20 protein-coding genes and 1 tRNA gene are annotated in these 20483 nt (G+C 61.3%); 11 read left to right on the top strand and 10 right to left on the bottom strand.

Translation table 11 applies throughout. The annotated features are described in order from the left end of the window. Positions 1–584: 584 nt before the first annotated feature. The 10 genes from F2P44_RS32995 to F2P44_RS32945 all read left to right on the top strand — a co-directional run bounded on the left by F2P44_RS32995 (position 585) and on the right by F2P44_RS32945 (position 8967). Positions 585–803: an excisionase gene (locus tag F2P44_RS32995; protein WP_167094120.1), complete on the top strand. Its 219-nt coding sequence runs from the start codon at positions 585–587 to the stop codon at positions 801–803. 8 nt (positions 804–811) lie between these two features. Then, a complete protein-coding gene (locus F2P44_RS32990; RefSeq protein ID WP_229423885.1) occupies positions 812–1102 on the top strand; it encodes a helix-turn-helix domain-containing protein in 291 nt (96 codons plus the stop codon). 275 nt (positions 1103–1377) lie between these two features. After that, entirely contained in the window at positions 1378–1653 is a 276-nt protein-coding gene (locus tag F2P44_RS32985) for a hypothetical protein (protein ID WP_167094118.1), read from the top strand. After that, on the top strand, positions 1650–1961 hold the full coding sequence (locus tag F2P44_RS32980) for a hypothetical protein (protein ID WP_167094116.1): 312 nt from the start codon (positions 1650–1652) through the stop codon (positions 1959–1961). Before F2P44_RS32985 ends, F2P44_RS32980 begins: the two co-directional genes overlap by 4 nt. Beyond that, the gene (locus F2P44_RS32975) at positions 1906–2541 is read left to right on the top strand and encodes a hypothetical protein (RefSeq protein WP_229423884.1); all 636 of its coding nucleotides are present in this window, start codon (positions 1906–1908) and stop codon (positions 2539–2541) included. Before F2P44_RS32980 ends, F2P44_RS32975 begins: the two co-directional genes overlap by 56 nt. A 1134-nt stretch (positions 2542–3675) precedes the next feature. Next, positions 3676–4893: a phage major capsid protein gene (locus F2P44_RS32970; protein ID WP_167094115.1), complete on the top strand. Its 1218-nt coding sequence runs from the start codon at positions 3676–3678 to the stop codon at positions 4891–4893. A 12-nt stretch (positions 4894–4905) separates the two neighbouring features. Next, the gene (locus tag F2P44_RS32965) at positions 4906–5460 is read left to right on the top strand and encodes an HK97 family phage prohead protease (RefSeq protein WP_167094113.1); all 555 of its coding nucleotides are present in this window, start codon (positions 4906–4908) and stop codon (positions 5458–5460) included. After that, positions 5451–6671, top strand: a complete 1221-nt coding sequence (locus F2P44_RS32960; RefSeq protein ID WP_167094111.1) for a phage portal protein — start codon at positions 5451–5453, stop codon at positions 6669–6671. Before F2P44_RS32965 ends, F2P44_RS32960 begins: the two co-directional genes overlap by 10 nt. 372 nt (positions 6672–7043) lie before the next feature. Further along, positions 7044–7355, top strand: coding sequence for a P27 family phage terminase small subunit (locus F2P44_RS32950; protein ID WP_167094107.1), 312 nt, complete (start codon positions 7044–7046; stop codon positions 7353–7355). Then, positions 7336–8967 (top strand): terminase large subunit, encoded by a 1632-nt coding sequence (locus F2P44_RS32945; RefSeq protein WP_167094105.1) that lies wholly within the window; start codon positions 7336–7338, stop codon positions 8965–8967. Before F2P44_RS32950 ends, F2P44_RS32945 begins: the two co-directional genes overlap by 20 nt. 114 nt (positions 8968–9081) lie before the next feature. Here F2P44_RS32945 and F2P44_RS32940 read toward each other — a convergent pair. Continuing rightward, a tRNA-Arg gene (locus tag F2P44_RS32940) sits at positions 9082–9157 on the bottom strand. A gap of 287 nt (positions 9158–9444) precedes the next feature. On the opposite strand from F2P44_RS32940, the gene F2P44_RS32935 reads away from it, so the two are divergent. Next, positions 9445–10569, top strand: coding sequence for a hypothetical protein (locus F2P44_RS32935; RefSeq protein WP_167094103.1), 1125 nt, complete (start codon positions 9445–9447; stop codon positions 10567–10569). 27 nt (positions 10570–10596) lie between these two features. Here the strand turns inward: F2P44_RS32935 and F2P44_RS32930 are convergent, their stop codons facing one another. From F2P44_RS32930 to F2P44_RS35220, 9 genes are all read right to left on the bottom strand, one after another. Next, positions 10597–12078, bottom strand: coding sequence for a UdgX family uracil-DNA binding protein (locus F2P44_RS32930; protein ID WP_167094101.1), 1482 nt, complete (start codon positions 12076–12078; stop codon positions 10597–10599). Continuing rightward, the gene (locus F2P44_RS32925) at positions 12054–13286 is read right to left on the bottom strand and encodes a putative DNA modification/repair radical SAM protein (protein WP_167094099.1); all 1233 of its coding nucleotides are present in this window, start codon (positions 13284–13286) and stop codon (positions 12054–12056) included. Before F2P44_RS32925 ends, F2P44_RS32930 begins: the two co-directional genes overlap by 25 nt. Positions 13287–13402: 116 nt before the next feature. After that, positions 13403–15649: a putative bifunctional diguanylate cyclase/phosphodiesterase gene (locus F2P44_RS32920; protein ID WP_167094097.1), complete on the bottom strand. Its 2247-nt coding sequence runs from the start codon at positions 15647–15649 to the stop codon at positions 13403–13405. Positions 15650–15958: 309 nt separating this feature from the next. Then, a complete protein-coding gene (locus tag F2P44_RS32915; protein WP_167094095.1) occupies positions 15959–17263 on the bottom strand; it encodes a multidrug effflux MFS transporter in 1305 nt (434 codons plus the stop codon). Between the two features lie 2 nt (positions 17264–17265). Then, positions 17266–18468, bottom strand: coding sequence for a THUMP domain-containing class I SAM-dependent RNA methyltransferase (locus F2P44_RS32910; protein WP_373890110.1), 1203 nt, complete (start codon positions 18466–18468; stop codon positions 17266–17268). 105 nt (positions 18469–18573) lie between these two features. Further along, entirely contained in the window at positions 18574–19173 is a 600-nt protein-coding gene (locus F2P44_RS32905) for a 2-hydroxychromene-2-carboxylate isomerase (protein ID WP_167094091.1), read from the bottom strand. Between the two features lie 10 nt (positions 19174–19183). Next, entirely contained in the window at positions 19184–19594 is a 411-nt protein-coding gene (locus F2P44_RS32900; protein WP_167094089.1) for a CopD family protein, read from the bottom strand. Next, positions 19581–20213, bottom strand: a complete 633-nt coding sequence (locus tag F2P44_RS32895) for a DUF4276 family protein (RefSeq protein ID WP_167094087.1) — start codon at positions 20211–20213, stop codon at positions 19581–19583. Before F2P44_RS32895 ends, F2P44_RS32900 begins: the two co-directional genes overlap by 14 nt. A 2-nt stretch (positions 20214–20215) precedes the next feature. Further along, positions 20216–20483, bottom strand: a 268-nt coding sequence (locus F2P44_RS35220) for a hypothetical protein (protein WP_223165142.1), incomplete at its 5' end; no start/stop codon positions are given.

Genomic DNA, 20483 nt, shown 5'->3' with positions numbered 1-20483 from the left:
CTATCTGCGCATGTCCAAACTCGCTCATTTACCCGTCAATCCCTTGCAGGCCGCCGCGAAGCGGTCGGTTTCAATTAGGCGATACCGTGGCGGTCGTCAAGTTTCACCGAAAACGTCATAGAGCCATAACTTTTCCCACTTCCCGAAGAAGTCGGACGTCGTTATTAGGGCGCAAGACCTGGAAGCATTTGAGCGCGAGGCCAATGAACAGGATACAGCTGCTGAACTGTCTGGCACATTAGCGCCGCATGTTGAACCTACGGGAAAATCGACAACAGCATACCTAAACATAATCGGCGCTTTATGCGATCTGTATTGGCAAGCAAAATTTCCTGGCGAGCCGAAAATTGTCCAAGCAAGACTGCTTGAAGATTTAGAGACTTATGCGGGTTACCACGGACTCAGCGACCGCAATCTTAAAGACAAGCTACCGAAAGCAATCAAAGCAATCCGCAACGAGTAGTGCAAATGCACCTATAAATGGTGCATTTGCATTTCGCCATCGAGGTCACATTCATAAAATCGCTTCCAGATTGTTCAACAGGGCAATCACTTGTTCATAGCGATTCATTGAAAGGTGACAAATGGAAGCGAGCTACACCATCCCCCAATTCTGCGCGGCATATCACATCAGCCGTGTTCACTACTACACACTCAAGGATCAAGGAAAAGTCCCGCAAGAGCTGCGCCTGGGCCGTCGCGTAATCATCACCCGCCGCGCCGCCGAAGCGTGGGAGGAAAAACTTCTGAAAGAACAGAACGAGCAGCCGAACTGGGATGCGCCACTTTTTGTTTCTCTGTGAGGCCCGCCATGACCACCGACCAAATGAAAAAAGGCGCAGCCCCCGACCAAGAGAACGCGCCTTCCAAATCCAACTGCCTGAAGCATAACAAAGAAACGACCATCCTGGCAATCATGCGCGACGGCCGAAGCCTCAACCGCTTTGAAGCAGAACGCTTTGGCGACCACTGCTTGCACTCGACCATCTCCACCCTGCGCGGCAAGGGCTACCAGTTCTTCGATGAGTGGGAATGGGTTCCTACCCGCTTCGGCAAGGAAGTCCACGTCAAGCGCTATCGCTACCTGGGGGCCGCATCATGATCGCGAAAAACGTTGACGCACGTTTACCCGGCGCGTATGCTCACTCTGTCGCGAAAAAAGAAGCGACCGGGTTTAGCAGCTCGAATTACACATGGCGGACGACCGCCCCCCTGGCGGTATTTTTTCGTCCGTACCTCGTTGCCCCTTCTATGAGCGGCGATGGTGGGAGGCTTCGGCCTGCCGGTTGCCGTGTGTACCGGTCTGCTAACCCGTCATCGTCGCTCACCCCGTTTAGCAGCGGGTTGTGCGGTTCTACACCACACACGGAGGCAACCATGCCAGGCACCACTACATCCCAACATTCCCCATCATCCGTCGGGACCTTGTCCGTCGAGCAGCTTTTTCAGACCGCGTTCTACAACGGTCGCACGCCACGCAGCCAGGAGTACAAGGCCGGCGCACGCATGGCGCTCGAGCACCGCATTGAGCGCAAGGACTTCGACATGCCGTATCAAGCAGGCACAGCCGCGGCTGATGCCTACTTTGCTGGTATCGAGGAAGGCAAGACTATCTGGCGCGCCGCTGTCGCAAAGATTGGCGGTGCCGCATGAACGCCCCGGTCGCAGCAAAAATGCCCCTGCCTCCTTTCCGCTTCACTGGCGGTGACCTGGGCCTGAACAGCGACGACGGCCGAGAGCCGTGGATCTACTTTGTTGACCAGAACGGCGAGCAATGGCTCACACATTCGGTCGAGTCGGTATTGCGTGTCATCGACCAGTTCCAAGAAACCGGACGCGGCGGACGTGAGCAGCTTCTATGTGCCGCAGCCATCCACTACGGCATGGACGGGTACGCGCTGATTGATGGCCGCGAAGCACAGCGCTATTTCTCCGTGGGTGATGCGTGTGGCGAAGCCTAAGTTTCAAGACCCGAACGGGCGCCACATCCGCGTCTATTGCAGCTTGCTCAACACGCCCGCCTGGCGCGTGATGGGCTTTGCTGCAAAGGCTTTGTTCATTGATCTGCGCACGATGGTAACCGGCACCAACAACGGCAACCTGAGCGCCGCGCTGTCCGATATGAAGCACAAGGGCTGGACCTCGTCCGCAACGCTGTCAAAGGCTCTATACGAGCTTCGGGCAATGGGCTTCATCGCAGTCACGCGCGGCGGCGGATTGAAGCTTGGCACACGGGTATGCAACCTCTACCGCTTTACGGACCTTGATGTATTCGACCATCCCAAGGTCGGCGTTCAGGCGATCAAGGCAACGCACGACTACTTGAAGTTTGACACCCTTCATTCTGCCGAGCGCGCCCTGGCTGAAGGGGTGGCCGAACTCTTGGCGGATGGCAAGAAAAAACAGGTAACGAAAAAAAATCCCCCTGTTCAGAAACTGAACCGGATCAGTTCAGAATCTGAACCGATAGGACGTTTTATCAGTTCAGATTCTGAACAGGGAGCGCGGTTATCAGTTCAGAATCTGAACAGGGGATTTTGAGGAAAAATTTCCCATGCCGCCCGTAGGTACAGGCCTTGTGCTCGATTGCAGCCCAAGGCCTGTTTTTTTATCTCCCTGTTCAGAATCTGAACTCCTTTATAGGTTGCCATACCTACGCAGCAATATAGGCCAACTCACAGCTAGAAAGATGCATCGCACCAGCCATCGGACCAAAGTGCAACCGTTGCACCGTGATCCTGGCCTACGCCCAAGCCAGACGAGCGCATGGGAAGCAATCCAGCACCGCACCAGCAGCCATAGTTCCCGCTGGCGGGCATCATGCCGTTCGTGTTCAGCACGAACCTGGCCCAATTCGGGACAGAGGCGGAGGCTGCGCGCTATCGCTGAGATGCCCTCATTTTTGAGGAGACGGTCGGGCGGCCACGGCATCTTGTGATCGATCACAAGATAGTCGGCGGCCATGAACTCCAGGTGCGTCAGAATTCTGACGCACCTGGAGTCCGACTCCACCCTGCCCCACTTGAGCTCCCCAGCTTCGGGGGCGCAAATCCCACACCCCCTTCGGCCTCCGATCAAACGGCAACGCTGCCACTTGATCGCGTTTCGGGCGCGCCAAGCACGACTACTGCATTTAAACCGGCAGTGCTGCCGGATTAACCCGGCAACGTTGCCGCATTGACTGCCGACGATATTCGTCGTCAGTCCGTGTGGTGGCCAGAGCTCCCCCTTGAGGGCGAGCTTACGAAATCGCCGGCTGGTTGTCCTCAACGTTGAGGAGACCCAGCTTCGTCTGAATTCAGACTATCTCTTCACGGTGAAGAGATAGCTCGGCTGAATTTTCAGCGCAGCTTTTCCCTGTCATCCGATGACAGATGGGGAAGCCTTCAACCAGCGGCGTTCGCTCTTCCCAACGGAGGGAAGAGCGCCGCAATTCCCCGCTCCCCCGTTTCGGGGACCGGGCCAGAGCCATACTGCCCACCGCTGGGAACTATGACGGGATCAAAGTGCAACGCGTCCGACCCTGTGAAGAATTCTGCCCAGGGTCAAGTGCCGGCATCGCAACAATTTCAAATCCGCACAAGTACATAGAAGTTTTATGTTTCCTCCGTTCAACCCTACGGGTGCTTCCCTTGATATAACCGGTGTAGTCCACCCAATTTCAAGGAAGAAAACATGATCCACCAATTTAAAGAGCAGAAGGCCCAAGCGGTGCAAGAAATGCGCGCCCTGGTCGAAAAGGCCCAAGCCGAAAAGCGCAACCTGTCCGGCGACGAGTCCGCTAAGTTCGACGCACTCAAGAGCCGCGTCACTGACCTGGAAGGCCAAGAGTCCCGCGCTTCGTTCCTGGCTGACGCCGAGCGCCGCATGATCGGTACACCGGTCGACAAATCGCAAGCCGACCTGGAATCGGGTATCTCGTTTCTGGAAGTGCTGCGCGCCGGCATGGAAGGCCGCAACCTGACCGGCGCCGCTGCTGAATACTCGCAAGAGACCGAACGCCGCACCGGGCGCAAGGCTGGCGGCATGTTCATTCCGCTATCGCTGCTGGAAAAGCGCGTCAACACCACCACCAGCGCCGGCCAAATCCGTCCAACCGACCACCGCGCCGACTTGTTCATCGAGCCATTCCGCAACAAGCTGCTGGCTCGCAAGCTGGGCGCCCGTGTGCTGACCGGCTTGACTGGCAACGTTGACGTTCCCGCGTACGGTACGGGCGTAACATCCGGCTGGGTCGCTGAAAACAGCGCACTGACGGCATCGGATATGACGTTCACCAAAAAGACGTTGAGCCCGAAACACGTTGGCGCGCTGTCGGAAATGAGCCGTCAGTTGATCCAGCAATCGAGCCCCGATATCGAACAACTGCTGCGCGACGATATGGCCTTCGCCCTGGCACAAGCCATCGACAGCGCAATGATCAAAGGCGGAGGCGCCAACGAGCCGACCGGCATCCTGTCGACAGTCGGAATTCAGACCGTCAGTTTGAGCACGCTCAACTACGCCAATGTGCTGGGCATGCTCAAGCTGGCCGAAATGTCCAACAGCGAGTCCGCCGCCTGGCTGACCAGCCCGCAAGTGATGGCCAAGCTGCGCGGCTCATTGAAGGCAGCCGGCATCGCGGGCTATCTGTCCGAAGGTGGTCAGTTGGCGGACCTGCCGATCTACTCGACCAAACAGGTTCCACTCAACACGACCACCGGCCAAGTGATCCTGGGAGACTTCTCTCAAGTGATGCTGGGCATCTGGTCCGAGCTGGATATCCTCGTCAACCCGTTTGACTCGGTCGCCTACGCTCGCGGCGGCGTACTGGTCCGCGCTATGGCCACGTGCGATATCGCCATTCGTCACCCCGAAGCCTTCGTCGTCGCAAGCGACGTCGTGATCGTTTAAGAGAGAGCGCGCATGACCTCCAATACTTTCGAGATACGATCGGGCGGCGATCTGCGCGCTGTCTCACCAAACAAGCTGTCCGGCTACGCGGCCGTGTTCAACAAGCTGTCGCATGACCTGGGCGGCTTCGTTGAGCAAATCCGGGCCGGCGCCTTCACCAAATCGCTCCGCGAAAACGCACCAGTGCGAGCGCTGTACGAGCACGACGACCAACGGATATTGGGCAGTACCCGTAGCGGCACGCTCAAGCTGTCCGAGGATGCAAAGGGCTTGCGCTTCGAACTTGACCTGCCGGCGACCACCTACGCGCAAGACCTGGCCGTGCTGGTTGAGCGTGGCGATATCGCGGGTATGTCTTTCGGCTTCGTGGTCCCATCCGGCGGCGACAACTGGGAGGTTCGCAGCGGCGTGCTCACCCGCGACCTGATCGATATCCGGCTGAGCGAAATCACCGTGACGGCGAACCCGGCCTATCCCGATACGGAAGTGGCAAAGCGCAGCATGAATACCTACTTGCTCAATGAGTACCTGGACACACCCTCGATGTGGATTCAAACATGCGGCTAATCACTCAAGCACTGAACCTGTTCCGTGGCGAACAGCGCGCTATCAATCCTTCGTGGCAGGGCGCCGCGCTCATTGCTGGAAACGGCACCACAGCGGGCAAGGCCGAAAGCCTGAGCGCTGTCTACGCGTGCGTGTCTGCGATCAGCGAGACCATCGCCAGCCTGCCCCTGATCCTCTACAAGCGTGTTGATGACGACGGCCGCGAGCGCGCCAAGGGCCACCCGCTTTATCGCGTGTTGCACGACCAACCCAACGAGCACCAGACCGCCCTGGAATTCAGGGAGATGATGCAAGCCATGGTACTGCTGCGCGGGAATGCTCACGCCGAGATCGGGCGCGGCGCTGATGGTCAAGTGACCACGCTCACGCCACTGCTGAATGATCGAGTGACCACGTTGCAACTGCCTAATGGGCGCCTGGCCTACGATGTGACCGACGGCAAGGGCAACGTCCGCCGCTTGCTGCAAGAAGAGGTGTTTCACCTGCGACACCGCTCAGACAATGGCCTGGTGGGCGTGGCACCAATCACAGCCAGCCGTGAGACGGTACAACTCGCCCTGGCCGAACGTGAGCACGGCACATCGACGTTCAGCAACGGCGCCCGCCTGTCCGGAATCCTCAAGTTCCCGCAACGCCTGAGCAATGACCAGTCCAACCAACTGCGCAATAGCTGGGAGAGCCAGCACGCCGGTGGTGCCAACGCCGGCAAGACGGCGATCTTGCAAGAGGGCGTCGAGTACCAGACCGTGAGCATGAGCATGGAAGATAGCGAGTACCTGGCATCGCGTCAGTTCTCGGTCGAAGAGATCGCGCGCCTGTACCGTGTGCCACCGACCATCATCGGTGACCTCCGACACGGCAACTACAGCAACAGCGTGGAGATGAACCGCGTGTTTGTGGTCCACACCCTACGCCGCCACATGACCATGTGGGAACAGGCGATCAGTCGTTCGCTGCTTACCGACGCCGGCCGCCGCATGTACTTCGCAGAGCACAACGTCGAGGGTCTGCTTCGCGGCGACAGTACCAACCGGGCCGACTTCTACAGCAAAGCACTGGCTGATAAATGGATGACCGTCGATGAAGTCCGCCAGCTTGAAAACCTACCGAAGATAGACCATGCCCAACAAGATCAAGCAGCACCGGCCCAACCTGCCCAAGATGAAGCCGGACCGGACCAAGTGCCCGGAACGCACACTAAAACTCAATAGCGCGGCATGGCAGCGTCTCCGCAGGCTGGTGATGAGCGAGCAGCCACTTTGCCCAATCTGTATGGCAGCGGGGCGGATAGAGCCCAGCACCGACGTTCACCACGTCGATGACGATGCGAGCAATAACCTGCGCTCTAACCTCGTTGCCTGGTGCCACAGTTGCCATGCGAAAGAGACACGACACAACCAACTCATTGTCACAAAGAACTATTAGCAAAATCACCAGCAACTGAACGCGCCCGCACCGCTGCTACCCTTCGCGCACGCGGGCGCACTTGAGGATTTCACATTATGGCAAATCGTCCGACACCTACCGCGATCAAAAAACTGTCTGGCAACGCTGGCAGGCGGCCTATGAACGAGCGCGAGCCGATGCCTCCCAGCGGCGCGCCACCCTGCCCCGCCTGGCTGGTGGGCGACGCTCTGGACGAGTGGGAGCGCATCACGCCGGCGCTTGCGCTGATGGGTGTGCTCACGCAAGTGGACCACTCCGTACTGATCGGGCACTGCGTCACCTACGGCGAGATTGTAGCGACCGTCAAGGCAGGCGAACCGCTCAAGGCGGCGCTGCTGGGACAGATGCGCGCCTATGCGATTGAGCTGGGACTGACCCCGGCCGCACGTGCGAAGCTGTCGATTGCACCACCAGAAAAGGGGGACGAGTATGCCGGCTTCTTCAACTAACACTGGCCTAAAATCTAAGGCCAGTGCAAAGGGTGGCATTTCAAATGCGCCCCTTGTCGGCACGAGCCAATGCGACCAGTATTGGTTCGATGAGGCGGCGGCGGAACGTGCTGTCCAATTCTTCGCGCGCTGCCTCACGCACACCAAGGGCGAATGGAAAGGCCAGCCGTTCATTTTGTCCGACTGGCAGGCTGACGAGATCATCCGCCCCTTGTTCGGCTGGAAGCGGCAGGACGGCACGCGGAAGTATCGAACATGCCTGATCCAGATCCCGCGCAAGGCTGGCAAGTCGATGCTTGCCGCCGGCATCGCGGCATACCTGCTGTTCAGCGACAACGAGCCGGCCGCCGAGGTGTACAGCGCCGCCGTGGACCGCGAGCAGGCCCGCATCGTGTTCGACATGGCAAAGGGTATGATCGACGGCAGCAAGCCGCTGCGCGACCGCGCGACCGTCTACAAGCAGAGCATCGTGATTCCGTCCACTGGATCGAGCTACAAAGTACTTTCCAGCGACAGCAATTCAAAGCACGGGTTCAGTGCGTCCGGCATCGTGCTCGATGAGGCCCACGCCATGCCGAATCAGGAACTGTGGGACGTGCTCACGACTTCGACCGGCGCGCGCCGCCAGCCCCTGGCTGTGATGATCTCGACGGCCGGTTTCGACAAGCATTCCTTTTTTTATGCCCAATATGACTATGCGTGCAAGGTTCGCGACGGCATCATCAACGACCCTGCTTTCCTGCCAGTGATCTATGAGGCCGACAAGGAGGCCGACTGGACGGCGCCAGAGACCTGGCACGCCGCGCACCCCGGCCTGGGCGTGAGCGTCAAGGAAGAGTATTTCGCGGCCGAGTGCGGGAAGGCGAAGCAAATGCCCAGCTACGAAAACACGTTCAAGCGCCTGCTGCTGAATATCTGGACCGAATCCAATACCCGCTGGATTCCGGCCGACTTGTGGGACGCATGCGGCGGGCCGCAAATTGACCTGGCCGACCGGCACTGCTACGCCGGCCTGGACCTGGCGAGCACCACCGATATCGCGGCGCTGGTGCTTGCCTTCCCTGTCGATGGGACGGTCTATCTCAAGTGCTTTTTCTTCGTGCCCGAGGACGGCATCAAACGGCGCTCAGAGCGCGATCACGTGGATTACGCCACTTGGGTCAGGCAGGGGCACATTGTCGCCACAGAGGGCGCTGTGATCGATTACGACGTAATCCGCCGCACAATCAACGAACTATCCGAGCAATACCAGATCAAGGAAATAGCAATCGACCGCTGGAATGCCACGCAGATCAGCACCCAACTGGCCGGCGACGGCTTCGAGATGATCGGGCACGGCCAAGGGTTCGCCAGCCTGAGCGCACCGACGAAAGAGCTTGAACGGCGCGTCTTAGGCCACCAGCTCAACCACGGCGGCAACCCGGTGCTGGCCTGGATGGCGAGCAATGTTCAGATCGAGCAGGACGCGGCGGGCAACATGAAGCCGTCGAAGTCCAAAAGCACAAGCCGGATTGATGGTATTGCGGCAACGCTGATGAGCCTGTCTCGCATCATGGTATCGGACGAAGATCAGACGAGCGTCTATGACGGCGGACAGTTCGAATTCATGTAATGGAAGGGTAAGGCCAAGAATGGACACACCTTCGCGACTAGTCCACCAAAAGACCACACGAACGGTTTCTTAAATCAAAACGGGAAGAAAAAACATGTAAGTCTTTGATTCTAATGGTGCGGCTGGCGGGGATCGAACCCACAACCCTTGGCTTCGGAGGCCAATACTCTATCCATTGAGCTACAGCCGCATTTCTGGTCCGATTCGGACTCTTGGACGACCTGAACGGTCGCACGCATTATAGCGCCCGGCCGCCCCCCGCCCAAGAGTTTTCGATCCATTCGCCATCTTCGCTCCCCGCAGCGCCCGCGCCCGCACGCCGCCTTGCCCCCCGCCCGCCGGGTTGTGGCGGCTGCGAACCGTCACCGCAACGATACGGCGCAGGCCTGCGGTTTTGTCCGGCCACAAACTACCGATGTACGCGTGCATGGACAATGGGGCGCTGGCTATCGCCCGGAACCGATGAAGGAAGGTGCAATGAATAGACGCTTTGAAACATTCTTGGACACGTCGCTGTGGATCAGCGCCGTGATGACGCTCCTGTACCACTTTCGCTTCCTCATGTTTGTCGACTATGACGCCTTGCACGAGAAATCCGGCGTCGATCAGGTGTTTTACTTTCTCTCCGGGCTGGGCCATGAATCCTTTGCCGTATTTTTCGTACTGAACGGCATTTTCGCCGGCCTGCTGCTGCGACGCATGCCGCCGGCGCAGGGCGAACTTGCCTTGCTGCGCCACTGGTGGCGCTCACACCTGGCGTTGTTGCCGGTGCTGGTCCTGGGCGGCCTGCTCGATCTGGCCGGCGCACATTTCCTCAATGGCTCGGGCCTGTATTCGGACTTTCCGGCCTTCAGCACCGTGACCCTGAGCTGGACCGCCTTTTTCGGCAACCTGTTCATGCTGCAACCCGCGCTGGTGCCTACCTTCGGCAGCAACGGCATGCTGTATCTGTACGCCTACTTGTGGTGGTCATGCTGCCTTCTGGTGCTGACGCGGCGCGCATGGCGCAGCGGCAAGCCGTGGCGCATGGCGATCGGCGCTGCGCTCGTGCTCGCGCTCGCGAGTTGGATGCCGCCGACATTCTGGCCCTGGCTGACGATCTGGCTGCTGGGCGTGGCGGTCGGCCTGCGCGGCCCGTGGCCGCGGCCCCTGGTTCATCCGCTGGCGGCCTGGGCCCTGCTAGCCACGGTCATCCTGTTTTCGCGCCTGACCGGGGCCCGCACCGACCTGCTGCCGGCGCCATGGGGGCACATGCTGATGCAGTGGAAGTACGTTCTTGTGGGAATGGGATTTGCCGTGCTTGCCACCATACTCCACCGTAGTCCGAAGCTCCCGGCTGGCGACGCGGCGGCGCCCTCCTTGCTTGCCAGGATCAACCGCCATCTGGCCGCCAGCGCCAGCATGGCCTTCCTGTTTCATTTTCCCCTGATGATGATGCTCACCGCCATCGGTGCCGACCTGTTCGGCCATCAGTTGATGCAGCAGCCGGGGCTGCTGTGCTATGTGTTGCTGGGATGCGCCGTCACCCTGTGCTACGCAGCAAGCCATGCGCTGGCGCGCTGCATCGGCACGCCGGACGGCGGTGCCCGGCTGATCGCATGAGCTTCCCGCCCTTGTCGCGGCCCGCCCTTACGGCGCCGCCAGCGGCAGCGCCAGTTCGCGCGCCTGGCGAAAGCCGTCGACCATCACGCCGAACGCTTGCGCCTTCATGTCCTCCCCGGGCACGCGCAGGATGTAGGACGGGTGATACACCACCACCACCCAGCGCCCCGCGTGCATGAAGGGTTTGCCCAGCACCTCCTTGAGCGTCGCGTGCGGATTGCCCGTCACCGCCTTGAGCGCGGTACTGCCCAGAGCGACGACCACTTCCGGCCGGACCTGTTCGAGCTCGCTGTCGAGCCAGTAGCCGCACGCGTCCACCTCGCGCTGGGCCGGCGTTTTATGCATGCGGCGCTTGCCGCGCGGCTCCCATTTGAAGTGCTTCACGGCATTGGTGAGGTAGATCGTGCGCCGGTCCAGCTCGGCCTTGGCCATGGCGCGGTCGAGCAGTTGCCCGGCCGGGCCGACGAACGGCAGGCCGGCCAGGTCTTCCTGGTCGCCCGGCTGCTCGCCCACCAGCATGATGCGCGCTTCAAGCGGACCGATGCCGCCGACCGCCTGGGTCGCGTTCTGCCACAGTTCGCAGCGGCGGCACTGGTCGAGCGTGCTGGGCGCCTCGCGCTGCGGCTGCGCCTTGTCGGCGGAAATGGGAATGACCGTACCGCCGCGCCGCCCCACGCTGTGGGTCTGGCCCACCTTGCGCGCGCCGGCCGCCGCCTGCGACACCATCTCCGGCACCACCGCGCCCTCCGGCAGGTTTTTCCAGAAGCGCGTGGGGATGTGGCCGTGCATCAGGTCGGCATTGAGGCGGGCCGGGTTGAAGATGCTGCGGTAATAGGTCAGCCACAACGCTTCGCCGGCATCGTCGATGTCTTCCGGGCCGCGCATCAGCGGGCCGGTGCTGTGCAGGGTGGCGCCATCCCACAGCACGCTGGCCTCGGGCGTGGCGATCATCCACGTGACACGTCCCATGCGGCTGGCGAAGTGGCGCGCCACCTGCGGCAGCACGTCGTGGGCCGGCTCGAACCAGGCCACGAAACGGGGCGGACCGGCGTCTTCGCGGCGCTCGCGAAAACGGATGTAAGCGTGCATGTCGTGCTCCTCGCGGTGCACTGCCTTGACCATGCCGTGCAGGCGGGCGCCATCGTCGTCGGCGGCCGAGAGCACGTCTTTTTCGCCTTGCTGCCAGCGCCACAGCACCAGGTACAAAAACGCCCAGCGGTTCGGCACGCGGCAGCAGGCGGCGCTTTGCAGCATGTCCATCAGCTGGCGCGAAATGCGCATGGTGGACGTGCTATGAGGTTGGACCGCATGCGGCGCCGGTGCTTGCGCACCCTGCGAAAACAAATCGCCGTCATCCTTGTGCGAAATCCATTGCACTGCGTGGGGCGGCACTTTGTGCGCCAGCAAGTCGCGCGCAGCATGGCGCCACTGGTCGAAGGAATGGACCAGTACCGGACGCCCGGCCGCGGCGCAAGCGGCCGCGCTTACGCCGCCTGCAATTGCGCCCATAAATCCAGCTGCCGGGGTGAATGCTCGGCCATCGAGCGGCGCAGCACCTCGGACGCGGTGCTGTCCGAGGCCGGGCGGTAGTCGGCCGTGACGATGAAGGGCGCGATTTTTTTCATGCTGCAACGCAGGCGGGTCAGGTCGGCGTAGCGGATGCGGCGCAGGCGGCGCAGTTCCACCAGCCGTTTGGCGTTGCGCAGGCCGATGCCGGGCACGCGCGCGATCATCGCTTCCTCGGCCATGTTCAGGTCCATCGGGAAATGCTCGCGGTGCGCCAGCGCCCAGGCCAGCTTGGGATCGATGTCGAGCGCCAGGTTGCCGGCCGCCGGCAGCAGTTCGGCCGCATTGAAGCCGTAGCCGCGCATGAGGAAATCGGCTTGGTACAGCCGGTGCTCGCGCTGCATGGGTGGCGGCGCCAGCGGCACGCTGTCGGGGCTTTGCGGAATCGGGCTGAAGGCCGAATAGTAGACGCGCTTGAGCTTGTAGCTGCCGTACAGGGTTTCGGCGGTACCCAGGATGGTGTGGTCGTCGCTGGCATCGGCCCCGACGATCATCTGAGTGCTCTGCCCGGCCGGAGCGAACTTGGGCGCGCGCGGTTCCCCGGCCTTTTCGTCGAGCTTGCGGCGGATGGCCCCCATCGCCAGCTTGATGGTGTGCACGCTTTTTTCGGGCGCCAGGCGCGTGATGCTGCCCTCGGTCGGCAGTTCGATGTTGACGCTGAGCCGGTCGGCATACTTGCCGGCGGCGGCGATCAGGGCGGCATCGGCATCCGGAATGGTCTTGAGGTGGATATAGCCGCGAAAATTGTGGACTTCACGCAACTGTCGCGCGATGGCCACCAGTTGTTCCATGGTGTAGTCGGCCGACTGGATGATGCCGGAACTGAGGAACAGGCCATCGATATAGTTGCGCAGGTAAAAATCGAGCGTCAGTTTGACCACTTCATCGACCGAAAAACGCGCGCGCGGCACATTGGAGGTGCGCCGGTTGACGCAATACTGGCAATCGTAGACGCAGAAATTGGTCAGCAGGATCTTGAGCAGGGAGACGCAGCGCCCGTCCGGCGTGTAGCTGTGGCAGATTCCCATGCCATTGGTGGCGCCGATGCCCTCCTTGCCCTCGGAGCTGCGCCTGGGCGCGCCGCTACTGGCGCAGGAGGCGTCGTATTTTGCCGCATCCGCGAGGATTTCCAGCTTGTCGGTCAGTTCCATGGGCCAGGCGCTCAACTGTATATATATACAGTATCTTACACCATTCCCATGGATGGGCGCACGCGCTGTGCGCCAGGATGTGCAGTCTTGTCAGGCCTCTTGCGGCGCCGCTGCCCTCAGGCCCGCTTGGCCTGCGGCATGGCCTGGCAAGCGGCCAGTTGCACTTCCTGCTCGCGCAGCACTTCCAGGAAGCTGGCCAGTGAAATCGGATGATGGAACAGGTAGCCCTGCATGGTCAGGCAGCCGTTCGATTTGAGGTAGCGCGCCTGCACCTCGGTTTCCACGCCTTCGGCGATCAGGTGCAAACCCAAGCCGCGCGCGATCGAAATGATCGCCAGGATGACCGGATAATGGCCCTGCTCGTCGTGGATTTCCTTCACAAACGACTGGTCGATCTTGATGGTGTGGATCGGGAAGCGGTGCAGGTAGGACAGCGACGAGTAGCCGGTGCCGAAATCGTCGATCGCCACCGACACGCCCAGCTGGCACAGTTTGTTCAACTGCTCGATCGCGTACTGCGGATTGCGGATGCAGATATTCTCGGTGATCTCGACTTCGATCTGGGCCGGCGAAATCCCGTAGCGCTGCAGCGCGCCGCGCATCTTCTCGAAAAAGTCGCCGCGGTCCAGGTATTGCGGCGACAGATTCAGGGACAGGCGGATCGCCTCGCCGCCGTTCTCGTTCCACACCAGCATATCGCGGCACAAGGCGTCCAGCATCCAGTCGGAAATCGGCAGCATCAGGCCATTGTCTTCGGCGAACGGCAAAAACTCGTTCGCGCTCAGCACGCCGCGCTGCGGATGGTTCCAGCGCATCAGCCCTTCGGCGCCGATGATGCGGCCGGTGATCACGTCGATCTGCGGCTGGTAGTACATTTCCAGCTCGTTCTGCTCGAGCGCCTTGCGCAGGCTCTGTTCCAGCGCGATCTTCTGGTGCGACACGTCGAGCATCGAGTTGTGATAAAAACTGTGGCCGTTCTTGCCCAGCGCCTTGACCTGGTACATGGCGATGTCGGCGTGGCGCAGCAATTCGTCGATCGACTCGCCGTCGCCCGGATAGATCGCGATGCCGATGCTGGCCGAGACGTGCACCTGGTGCCCATCGAGGTCGAACGGCAGGTGCAGGCAGGTGAGGAACTTCTCGGCGATCGCCTTCGCTTCGCCGCGCCCGGCCAGTTCCGGCAGCACGATGGTAAATTCGTCGCCGCCCTGGCGCGCCAGGGTGTCGCCATCGCGCAGGCATAGCTTCAGGCGCAGCGCGACCTGCTGCAGCAGCTCGTCGCCCTTGACGTGGCCGAGCGTGTCGTTCACCAGCTTGAAGCGATCGAGGTCGATGAACATCACGGCCAGCTCGGTGAGCTTGCGCTTGGCCTGGATGATGGCCAGCCCCAGGCGGTCCTTGAACAGGATGCGGTTCGGCAGGTCGGTCAGGATATCGTGGTAGGCCTGGTAGGAAATGACTTCCTCGGCGCGCTTGCGGTCGGTGATATCGCGCGCCACGCCGTAGGTGCCGTAGAACTCGAGCTTCTTGACGTCGTGGTCCGGCACATGCATGCCCATCGAATTGAGCGAGATCGTCATCAGGGTCGTGTTGAACGCCCGGTTCTGGCCCGCGCGCGCGTGGCACTTGAGGCGCAGTTCCACATTGCGCGAGGCGCGCTCGTCGACCCGGCGTTCGTTGAAGGCGTAGCGCGCGCGCTCCAGGTCTTCATCGTGCACCAGGATGGTGTAGTGCTGGCCGATCAGGTCTTCGCGCGCGAAACCGAGCAGCTGGAAGGCGCGGTCGTTGATGAAAGTGAAGCGGCCCTCGTGATTGAGGGTGTAGATGATGTCGGGCGAGCTGTCGACCAGGTAGCGGTACAGCTTCTCCGAGTTTTCCAGCTGCGAGGCGATGCGCTCGTTGGCCATGGCCAGGCTGCGCTGCTGCAGCGCGTTGCCGACCGTCTTGAGCATCTCTTCGCGGCTGTACGGCTTGCGCAGGTAATCGTAGGCGCCGCGCTTGAGCGCGCCGATGGCCGCCTCGATGCCGACGTCGCCGCTCATCACGATCACGTCGGCGTCGATCTCGCGCTCATTGATGAAGTCCATGATCTCATGGCCGCTCATGTCCGGCAGGCGCAGGTCGAGCAGGACCAGGTCGAAGCGGCGCGCGCTCAACTGCGCCAGCGCCTCGGCGCCGCTTTTGGCGGTCACCAGTTCGAAGCCGCGGTCGCGCAGCAGTTCGTGCAGGGCCGACAGCAGGCGTGGCTCGTCGTCGATCAGCAGGATGCGCGGCTGCGCAGGGAGATCGGCCTCGCCGAAAGTGGCGCTCGGCTCGGCGGCGGAAGCGGCCCGCGACAGCGCGCTGGCAGGATTGTCGTTCATTGGAGCCTTAAACGGAATCCATCGTCCGCATCCGCAACGCGCACTTGTCCGGCTGGTGCGGGAAACCGTGGGGGCAGGGCACGCCCTGGCCGCTTGCGAAGATCGTTGTCCGAATGCTGCATTGTGTCGAAAACTGCCGCCAAATGGTCGATGGTTGGAGGTGGCGCACAACGCAATGCGGCCACGACGAAAAAGTCAACATGCACCTGTCGCGCGCGGGGTTTGGGCAGCATGTCAGGTTTTAAAAACGGCTATCTTAGCATATATGCACGAATGTTGACCCGTGGAACATTACCCAAGGCAAAAGTTTTATTGTAGAGGCTGCTTGTGGGGCACACTCCGGAGACTGTCGGGACGCCGGCGGCGGTACATGCGCGACGCCACCCACAAGCCCAGTGCGCACAGGGCGAAACCGACCTGCCCCATGGCCAGCCACAGCATCGAGTGCGACAGGAAAGGCGCGATCACGCCCGCCACCAGTGCGCCCAGCAGGGTCACGGCGAACGACTGGCACGAGGCGACCGTGCCGCGGATGTGCGGGAACAGGTCGAGCGCGAGCAGGGTGGCGCCGGGCGCGATCAGCGACATGCCGAAGGTGTAGAAGAACATCGGCGCCACGCTCCACGGCAGCGCCGGTGTAAAGACGCTGTGATACAACAGATTGGCGAGGACGGCGGCCATCAAGAAGCCGAAACCGATGCCGATCTGGCGCGCGAAGGTGATCTTGCCGGCGACGCGGTTGGCCGCGAGCGCACCGAGAAAGATGCCGGCGACCGTAGGAATGAACAGCCACCCGAACTGGTCGGGCCCCAGGCCCAGGTGCAGCGGCAGCGCCACCGGCGCGGCCGAAATATACAGGAACAGGCCGGCGAAGTTGAAGGCCACGATACCGGCTTTCATGTGGAACAGGGGCGAACTGAAAACGGCGCTGTAGTTCTGCCACAGGTAGCGCGGATTGAAGGCCTGGCGCTTTTCCGGCGGCAGCGTTTCGGGCAGGCGCCGGTAGCAGAAAATGAACAGGATCACGCTGTAGGCCAGCAGCACCAGGAAGATGGTGCGCCAGTCGGAATACTTGACGATCCAGCCGCCCAGGATCGGCGCGATCGCCGGCGCGATGGTGAAGATCATGGTCACCAGCGAGAGCAGGCGCGCCGCCGGCGCATCGTCGTACAGGTCGCGGATGATGGCGCGTCCCACCACCATCCCGGCCCCGGCCGACACGCCCTGCATGATGCGGAAGATCCACAGATAATGCACCGAATGCGAGGCGGCGCAGCCGAAGGTGCCGATGGCGAACACCACCAGCGCGCACAGCACCACGTTGCGCCGCCCGAACGCGTCGGCCAGCGCGCCGTGCCACAGCACCATGCCGGCAAAGGCCAGCATGTAGGCGGTCAGGGTTTGCTGGACCTCGATCGGGGTGGCGCCCAGCGAGGCCTGGATGTTGGGGAAGGCCGGCAGGTAGGCGTCGATCGAGAACGGTCCCAGCATCGACAGCCCGGCCAGCAGTGTCGCCAGGCCCACCATGCCGGGCACTGCGCGCCTTGGCGCCGGCGCCAGGGGCACCGGCGTGACAGGATCGGGCGGCAGGTCGGGCGGCGGGCTGGGGAACATGCTTACTCCGGTTTCGGCTTGGCTTCTTCGCGGCGGTTATAGCCGGCCACCATGTCGAACCTGAACAGGCGGCATTCGAGCGCGCCGTTGAAGAATGGCGTCTTGCGCGCTTCCTTCAGGCGCAGCAGCTTCGGCAAGGTCAGGTCGGCGGTGAACAGGAACACGGTCCAGCCGGCGAAGCGCTGCTTGAGCGTGGTGCCCAGCGCCGAGTAGAACGCGACCGACATGTCGTCGGCCGGGATGGTGCTGTCGCCGCGCACGCCGATCCGCTCGCCGTACGGCGGGTTGGTCAGCAGGATGCCCGGCTGCTCGGTCGGGGCCTTGACTTCCTGCGCCTCGATCTGCTTGAGCGGCACGTCGAACATGATGCCGGCGATTTTCAGGTTATGGCGCGTCATGGCGACCATGTCGCCCGAGATATCGCTGCCGAAAATGGTCGGCTCGCTTGGTAACGGCAGCGGCTTGATCGCGTTTTTCATGTCTTGCCACGGGGCGGCCACGAAGTTGTGGAATTTCTCGAACGCGAAACTGCGGCGCGCGCCGGGCGGAATGCCCTGCACCATCTGGGCCGCTTCGATCAGGATGGTGCCGGAGCCGCACATCGGGTCGAACAGCACCGTGCCAGGTTTCCAGCCGGAGACGCGCAGCATGCCGGCGGCGAGGTTTTCGCGCAGCGGCGCGTCGCCCGTTTCTTCGCGCCAGCCGCGTTTGAACAGGGCTTCGCCGGAGGTGTCGAGGTAGACCGTGAAATTGCGGTTGTCGAGAAAGCCCACGATGCGCATGTCCGGCTCGCGCGTGTTGACCGAGGGGCGCTTGTCGAACTGGTCGCGGAAGCGGTCGCAAATGGCGTCCTTGATTTTCAGCGTGGTGAATTCGAGGCTGCGCAGGGGCGACTTGACGGCGGTGACGTCGACGCGGATGGTGTGGTCGACGCTGAACCAGTCTTCCCATGGCTGGGCCAGGACCAGGTCGTAGATATCGTTCTCGTTGGCGTAGCTGGCGTGCGCCATGCGCATCAGAACGCGCGACGCGATGCGCGAGTGCAGGTTGATGCGGTAAGCGTCAGTCTGGTCGCCGGAGCAGTGCACGCCGCCGGGAACCTGGTTGTGCACCTTCATGGTGGTGCTGGTGAGGGCGATTTCGCCCAGTTCTTCGGCGAGTGCCGCTTCCATGCCGCGAGGGCAGGGGCAGAAAAATGATGGCATTTTGTGAACCCTTTGTCCGTTGTAAAAAAATACTCTGTTGGTGCTACTCTATGCGAGGCCGTTTGCGCAGTTACCGTCGTTTCTGGCAGTGCCAGGAACGACGCGCTAACCCAGCGCCCGCTCCACAAATTCAAGCCGGTCCTGTCCCCAGAATCCCTCCCCGTCAACCACGTACCACGGCACCCCGAACACACTGGCGGCCATGGCTTCATCGGTGTTGCGGTCATACTGTTCCTGCACGCCGGCCGTCTCGGACGACTTGACCAGCATCTTCCCATCGAGCCCGCAGGCGCTGGCAATCTGCGCCAGCGTATCCGCGTCCGAGATATTCCGGTCCTCGGCCCACAACGCGCGCATGATCGCGCCGGTCAGCCCCAGCGCCGCATCGGCGCCCAGGCTGGTGCGCGCGGCGATGATCAGGCGCGCCGCCGCGTCAGGCGGCACCGGAAAATAGGTCGGATGCGCAATCAGCGGCAAGCCCAGGTGCTTCGACCAGCGCCCCAGCTCTTGCAGGCGGTAGGCCTGGCGCTGCGGCGCGCGCTTGGCCAGCGGCAGCCCGCCCGACACGCTGAACACCTTGCCCAGGTCAAAAGGCTTGATGTCGATCAGGGCCCCGCGTGCCTGCGCCATGGCCGCGAAGCGCTCATGTCCCAGATACGCCCACGGCGACTGCGGCGCGAAAAAATACTGAACCGTTTTACTCATGAAGCCCCCGTCAGAAGGGTTTGACCACGACCAGGATCACGATGGCGGTCAGCATCAGCACCGGCACCTCGTTGAAATAGCGGAACCAGACATGACTGCGTTTGTTGGCGCCGTTCTCGAATTTTTTCAGCAGCGAGCCGCACGCGTGGTGATACCCGATCACCAGCAGCACCAGCGCCAGCTTGGCATGCATCCACCCGCCTTTAAAACCGTACCCGAGCCACAGCCAGAGACCGAGCAGCACCGCGGGCACCGCCAGCATGGTGGTAAAGCGAAACAGCTTGCGCCCCATCAGCAGCAAACGCGTGGTGGCAACCGTGTCGGTTTCCTGCGCCAGGTTGACGAAAATGCGCGGCAGGTAAAACAGCCCGGCAAACCACGAGGCGATGAAGACGATGTGAAACGCTTTAATCCATAACATGTGGTACAAACCCTTTCATTATTTCGGCAACATCTTTCTCAAACGCATCAAATGCAGGGAGTCCGCGCAGAGCCGCAAACGATTCAGTCCGCTGAGTAATCAAAGCTCTCGCTTTTTCTGGTTGAAATTTGCCAAGCTTACGTCCTGAGAGACCGCTTGCCGCAGTAAGCGCATTAAGCAAGACCTCCTTAGGGTCTGGAAGGGCGTCCCATTTTTTTCGCGTCGGTAGCTCAATCGGATGGCGTCCGGACGCATTTCCAGCAGCGAAACGAATAGCCGTCTCGTCGCTTAATAGCCATGCCTCCGTCATCCGCACTGGAACCACCGGCACAAATGGCATGTCAACACCGCGCATCGCCTCGGCAATTTCGTCCAGTCGCGCCTCACGGGGCATAGCCTCGGCATCGCGGTGAACAAACAGGACATCGCATGGGAAATTAGCAAGCGTGGCTGCTACGCGGGCATTGAGGCCACGTCCAATCTTACCAAAATCCCGGGCAAAAGATGGAACTATACGTGCGCCGGGGCAATGAAAATCAATCAACCAATTGATAATAGGAAGCAATACTTCATCAGAAGTGCCGTCCGCCAGCAATGTATAGCGTATGAACGTGTTCAACTCTATTTCACCGCTATTTCAAGCTGATGCTTATACACTTGCAAGACGCTTTCTTTACCAGGCACTGCCTCGCTAAGGTCCTCCGGACCAAGATAGTCAAGCAGAGCTCCGAACGTCACTGGAGACTCATCCTTGGAAATATTGTAACTGTTCAGCCGGAGTACAGGCCGCAATAAACAGTTGTAAACTGTGCTGCTATCGCGCATGATTTGGGCATGCCACCAAAACCTCCCCGTCTCAATCTCACCGGCTTGTCCCATGAAGACAAGG

This window comes from Massilia frigida, assembly GCF_011682175.1.
GTDB lineage: Bacteria > Pseudomonadota > Gammaproteobacteria > Burkholderiales > Burkholderiaceae_D > Telluria_A > Telluria_A frigida.
Note: the sequence above shows the minus strand (reverse complement) of the source record. Positions and strands in the feature narration are given on the sequence as shown.